Source organism: Streptomyces bambusae (assembly GCF_019400985.1).
In the GTDB taxonomy this organism is placed as follows: domain Bacteria; phylum Actinomycetota; class Actinomycetes; order Streptomycetales; family Streptomycetaceae; genus Streptomyces; species Streptomyces bambusae_A.
Genome location: NZ_WTFF01000415.1, coordinates 1 through 5,350, shown reverse-complemented (window position 1 = coordinate 5,350; position 5,350 = coordinate 1). Strand labels below are relative to the sequence as shown.

Here is a 5,350-nt window from a genome sequence, read left to right as displayed (position 1 = left end):
CCCCTACCCGCGACGGCAGCATGCGCAGCCTGCGCTGCACGGTCCTGGTCTGCGCCAGGACGTCATCGACCAGCTCGAACGGCAGGTACTGAGTCAGCTCACCCACATGCCCCGGCGCGAAAACACCCCCCGCCACCGTGATGGAACGCGACACCGTGACAGTGGCAGACTGACAGCGCAACGGGACCTCGTGTTCAGGGACGTCTTGGCGGACATCCCCGATCTACTAGAGGTCCCGTTCGCCTTTCCACCACGACACACCCCCTCGACAACCCCACCACCGCCCTAACTACGCGGCATTGCTGCGCGATGTCGCTGCGCTCCACCCCTGACAGGGCGCCCCGCCCCACCCAGACAGAGACTGTCGGGCAGGCACCGGGGAGGGGGAGGGGAGGGGGAGCTGTGGCAGGGGGAGCCGTTGGCCACCGGGCTCCGCGATGACGCCCCGGGCGGAGCCCTGCCGTGCGGGGACGCGCCCTTCGGGCGGGAGCTTCCGTTCCCCCCTCGCCTCGACCGGCATGCCGGGCCGAAGGTCGGGCGCGTCGGATCGCTACGCGCTTCTGGTGTTTTGGCGTCCTGGTGTCGTCCGGGGCGTGCGTGGCTCCTGCGTGCGTGGCTCTCTTTCGTCCGCCGGTCGTCTCGGCGTCCTGGTGTCGTCCGGGTGTGTGGCTCTCTTTCGTTCTTCGGTCGTCTCGGCGTGCTGGTGTCGTCCGGGGCGCCTGTGGGCCGCATGCGTCCTGCGGTCGTCTCGGCGTCTGCCGGCCGTCTGGGGCGACAGACGCCGCATGCGTCCTCCGGCCGTCTGGGGCCGCCTGTGGTGAGCCCGGTTGCGTCTGTGGCCTGCGGGTGTCATCGGTGGAGCGTGAAGCGGATCGGGGTGCCTGGGCGGGTCTGGGCGGCGGCGTCCAGGGATTGGGGTGGGACGACGCCCAGGACCGGGTAGCCGCCTGTTACCGGGTGGTCCGCCAGGAAGATCACCGGGAGGCCGTCCGGCGGGACCTGGACTGCGCCTAGGACCATGCCCTCGCTGGGGAGTTCACCGGCCCGCGTGCGCGCCAGCGGCGGGCCGGCCTCCGTGCGCAGGCCGATGCGGTTGCTCGCCGCTGCTGCTCGGTACGTCGAACGCCCCAGCGCTGCCACGGACTGCGGGGTGAACCAGTTCTCCCGCGGTCCCAGCCGCACCGGGAGGACCAGTTCGGCCGGTGGCGCCGGGACGCGGGGGGTGTCCGCGCCCGCGACGGGGGTCTCGGGGGTGGGGCCGAGCGGGAGGAAGGTGCCGGCCGTCAGGGGCGGGGGGCCCAGGCCCGACAGCAGGTCGGCCGAGCGGCTGCCCAGCACCTCGGGGGGCGCGAAGCCGCCCCGTACCGCCACGTAGCTGCGCAAGCCCTGTGCTGCGCTGCCCACCTCCAGCAGTGCGCCCGGTGGCACCCGGACCGGTGCGGCCCAGGCCGCCGGGCGTCCTGCGACCCGTACCGGGCAGGGGGCGCCCGTGACCGCCACCGTCAGGGCCGACCCGGCGGGGGCCCGCAGGGCTACGCCGTCCAGGGTGGTCTCCAGGGAGGCCGTGCCCGGCGGGTTGCCCAGCAGGCGGTTCCCCAGGGCGTACGCCTGCGCGTCCAGCGCCCCCGAGCGCGGTACGCCCAGGTGTGCCAGGCCGGTACGGCCCCGGTCCTGCACCGTGGTCAGGGCCCCGGCCCGGACCACTTCGACCTCCGCCCTCATGGCGCCACCTCCGTGAACCGCACCCGCGCCCCCGGCGCGAACAGTGCCGCCGGCTCCCGGGCCGGGTCCCACAGCGCCGTGTCCGTCGTGCCGATCAGCTGCCAGCCGCCGGGGGAGGAGCGGGGGTAGACCCCCGCGTACTCGCCCGCCAGCCCCAGCGAGCCCGCCGGGACGGCCGTGCGCGGGGTGCCGCGGCGCGGCACGTGCAGGTGCGGCGGCAGCCCCGTCAGATAGCCGAAACCCGGTGCGAAGCCGCAGAACGCCACTCGGAACGTCGTCCCGCCGATCACCTCTGCCGCTTCCGCCGGTGATACACCCCAGTGTTCGGCGACTTCTGGGAGGTCCGGTCCGTCGTAGCGGACAGGGACGGTGAACAGTGGGCCCTCGCTCTCCGTCAGGGGCGGCACCGTCCAACCCGTGACGCGGGCCGCCAGCGTGGCTGGGGCCGTCACGCCGTCCAGCAGTACCGTGCGGGCCGCCGGCACGATCTCCGCCACCTCGCCCAGCTCGCCGGCTGCCCGGCGGCGCAGCAGCTCCGCGTGGAGTGCGGCCACCTGCGCCGTCGAGTCCACCTCCAGCAGCAGCGCCCGGTCCCCGACGGGCAGGACGCGCAGGCTCCCGGCAGTCGGGGTGCTGCTCATGCGAACGCCGCCAGCCGGACCCCCGCCCCGGCCAGCGCCCGGCGCACCCGAAGGGCCAGCTCCGCCGCGCCCGGGGTGTCTCCGTGCAGGCACAGCGAACGCCCCGTGCCACCCCGGACCAGCGTCAGCGCCTGCTCCACCACCGCGTCCGGGTCGTGCAGCACCGCGCCCGGCTCGCTGCGCGGCACGAGCGTGCCGGCCGGTGTGTACGCGCGGTCCGCGAAGGCCTCCGGTACGGCCGGCAGGCCCGCTTCCGCGGCCGCCGCCAGCAGCGGCGAGCCGGGCAGGCCCAGCACCGGGAGCCCCGGGCCTGCCGCCAGGTGCACGCCGGCGACCACCGCGGCGGCCTGGGCGGCGTCGTGGACGGTGCGGTTGTACAGGGCGCCGTGCGGTTTCACGTACGACACCCGGGAGCCCGCCGCCCGGGCGAAGACCTCCAGCGCCCCGATCTGGTACGCGACCTCGTCGGCCAGTTCCTGCGGCGGCACGTCCATCGCGCGCCGCCCGAAGCCCGCCAGGTCCCGGTAGGAGACCTGCGCGCCGATCCGTACACCCCGCTCCGCGGCGAGCTCGCAGACCCGGCGCATGATGGACGGGTCCCCGGCATGGAACCCGCACGCCACGTTCGCGCTGGTGACCGCCGACAGCAGCGCCTCGTCGTCGGTGAGCGTCCACCGCCCGTAGCCCTCGCCGAGGTCGGCGTTCAGGTCGATCACGAGGTCGGCCGGGTCGGCCGTGCCGTCAGATGGTGTGATCATGGAAGCCATGCGGTGAGCGTAGAACAGCACCGCACCGGACCACCCGGCCCCCTGCTGCCTGGGGCGGTGATCCGGCCGATCCGCGCCGTTTGGGTTGTTGTCGGTGTCAGCGCCTAATCTTTCCGTCGTGACGTTTCCTGCCCCGGCCAAGATCCTTCCCTCCCCGGCGCCGGGCCCGGCCGCCGACGAGGGCCTGGCCCGGCGGCTGCGCGCCCTCGCCTGCACGGCCCCGCTGCACGACCTCGACGTGCGCAAGGCGAATCTGGCGGGCGAGTACGGGGTCTACGCCATGGCGGAGGTCGCGCTCGCCGCGATCGACCTCGTCACGCTCAACATGGACTTCGACACCGGCGCCGACCACGAGCAGATAGTCGCCCGGCTGCTGCCGCGCGTCGCCGCCCAGGCCCCGCAGCGCCCCGCCGCCGAGCACGAGCGGGTGGCCCGCTGGGTCCTGGAGAACCTGATCAACGTCGGCAGCGTGGACCGCGGCTTCCGCGCGATCTACGGCACCTTCGGCCCCGACGGGGTCTACGTGCGCCGCGACTACGACTTCAAGCTGATCGAGGAGGTCCCCGGGTACGGCGGCGCGGTCTACCTGCGCACCACCGACGAAGCCGTCAACGTGCTCGTCGGCGCCCTCGACACCGACGTCACCAGCGCCCAGATCGCCGCCGAGGTCAAGCTGGAGGTGCTGATCAGCCGGGGCCGCCTCGCAGACGCCCAGCTCGCGGCCGAGCAGGCCCGCTACCGCACCGTCCAGTACGCCGAGACGCTGCGCCGCACCCTCGACGCGACCCGGCGCAACGTGCGCGCGGTCGACTGGCTCGAAGCCGTCCCGGACATGATCGCCGAGGCGCTGGACCACGTGGCCGACCGCTACCGCCACGAGAACGCGATCCTCACCAACATCCGCAAGGCCCGCGACGAGGCCGAGGAGCCCGAGCACAAGCGGCGCGCCGCCGAGCTCGTGGACATCGTCAAGGACTGCATCCGCCGCCACACCCAGCTCCAGTCCCGGCTCCTCGAAGCCGGCCCGCTCTTCCGCGCCGAGCAGGACCGGCAGGCCTTCGCCGCACCCGCCCCGCGCGCCGGCATCGACCTCTACGGCCAGCTCGTCGCGCCGATCCTGCCGCTGCCGGTCTCCCAGGCCCGCCGGGTCACCGACGCCTTCTTCGCCGCCGGGACCGGGCTGCGCACCCCCGTCTCGGTCCGCGTCACCGACCTCGTCGACATCCTGCTGACGCCGCCGCTGGAGCGGGACCACCTGGGCGTCGAGATGCCCGAGCCCGATCTCATCGCGACCCCGGACGACAGCCGGTTCAGCGAGGAGCAGCTCGCCGCCGCCATGGAACTCCTGGACCTGCCGCACGACGCCCCGCGCCGCCTGTCCGGCCTGCTCGCCGAGGCCCGCCGCACCGACCCGGACCTGCCCTACCTGGTGGCGCTGCTCGCCGTGCACGCGGCGAGCCCGGCCGTGGGCACGGCGTACCGCCAGGGCGAGGAGCGGCTGCTGTTCGCCGTGGACGACGGCACCGAGCTGGACGACCCCGAGTTCGGCGGCGCCGACCTGATCGTCGGCACCGCCCTCCTCGACGCCGCAGGCATGGCCGCAGCCCGCACGGAGGCATCATGACCCCGGCCGCCGCCACCTCCTCCTCCGTACTTCCGCCGCCTGCTGCCGCGCCCGCCCTCGTACCTCTGCCGTCGGCCGCCACTTTCGTACCTCTGCCGTCGGCCGCCGCCCGCGTACCTGGGCCGATGGCTGCCGCTTTCGTACCTCTGCCGTCGGCTGCCGCCCCTGTACCTGGGCCGTCGGCTGCCGCCCCCGTACCTCCGCCGACGGCTGTCGCGCTCGTACCGGCCGCCGCCGTGTCTCTGTCGGCTGCTGCCGCGCCTGCCCAGGCCACCCCTGTACCTCTGGCGACCGCTGCTGCGCCCACGCTCGTACCTCGGCCGCCGACCATGACTTTCGAGCCTCTGCCGACGGCTGTCGCGCTTGCACCGGCTGTCGCGCTTGCACCGGCTGTCGCGCTTGCACCGGCTGTCGCGCTTGCACCGGCTGTCGCGCTTGCACCGGCTGTCGCCGTACCGGCTGTCGCCGTACCGGCTGTCGCCGTACCGGCTGTCGCCGTACCGGCTGTCGCCGTACCGGCTGTCGCCGTACCGGCTGTCGCCGTACCGGCTGTCGCCGTACCGGCTGTCGCCGTACCGGCTGTCGCCGTACCGGCT

General features: G+C 74.3%; 6 protein-coding genes. 2 read left to right on the top strand and 4 right to left on the bottom strand.

Annotated elements, in window-relative coordinates; all coding sequences use genetic code 11:
• From GPJ59_RS32920 to GPJ59_RS32905, 4 genes are all read right to left on the bottom strand, one after another.
• Positions 1–181: transposase domain-containing protein (locus GPJ59_RS32920; RefSeq protein ID WP_258025273.1), on the bottom strand; the 181-nt coding region annotated here is incomplete at its 3' end.
• A gap of 668 nt (positions 182–849) precedes the next feature.
• Positions 850–1,722, bottom strand: a complete 873-nt coding sequence (locus tag GPJ59_RS32915) for a 5-oxoprolinase subunit C family protein (protein WP_219671579.1) — start codon at positions 1,720–1,722, stop codon at positions 850–852.
• On the bottom strand, positions 1,719–2,363 hold the full coding sequence (locus GPJ59_RS32910) for a 5-oxoprolinase subunit B family protein (protein ID WP_219671578.1): 645 nt from the start codon (positions 2,361–2,363) through the stop codon (positions 1,719–1,721). The genes GPJ59_RS32915 and GPJ59_RS32910 overlap by 4 nt, the downstream gene beginning before the upstream one ends.
• The gene (locus GPJ59_RS32905; protein WP_258025272.1) at positions 2,360–3,130 is read right to left on the bottom strand and encodes a LamB/YcsF family protein; all 771 of its coding nucleotides are present in this window, start codon (positions 3,128–3,130) and stop codon (positions 2,360–2,362) included. The genes GPJ59_RS32910 and GPJ59_RS32905 overlap by 4 nt, the downstream gene beginning before the upstream one ends.
• A gap of 118 nt (positions 3,131–3,248) precedes the next feature.
• Here GPJ59_RS32905 and GPJ59_RS32900 point away from each other — a divergent pair, with 118 nt between their 5' ends.
• Positions 3,249–4,754, top strand: a complete 1,506-nt coding sequence (locus tag GPJ59_RS32900) for a hypothetical protein (RefSeq protein ID WP_308120616.1) — start codon at positions 3,249–3,251, stop codon at positions 4,752–4,754.
• A 363-nt stretch (positions 4,755–5,117) separates the two neighbouring features.
• Positions 5,118–5,350, top strand: a 233-nt coding sequence (locus GPJ59_RS32895) for a hypothetical protein (protein ID WP_219671576.1), incomplete at its 3' end; no start/stop codon positions are given.

Coding starts and splice junctions, on each gene's coding strand:
- GPJ59_RS32915 (WP_219671579.1), bottom strand. CDS start 1,722: ATGAGGGCGGAGGTCGAAGTGGTCCGGGCCGGGGCCCTGACCACGGTG.
- GPJ59_RS32910 (WP_219671578.1), bottom strand. CDS start 2,363: ATGAGCAGCACCCCGACTGCCGGGAGCCTGCGCGTCCTGCCCGTCGGG.
- GPJ59_RS32905 (WP_258025272.1), bottom strand. CDS start 3,130: ATGGCTTCCATGATCACACCATCTGACGGCACGGCCGACCCGGCCGAC.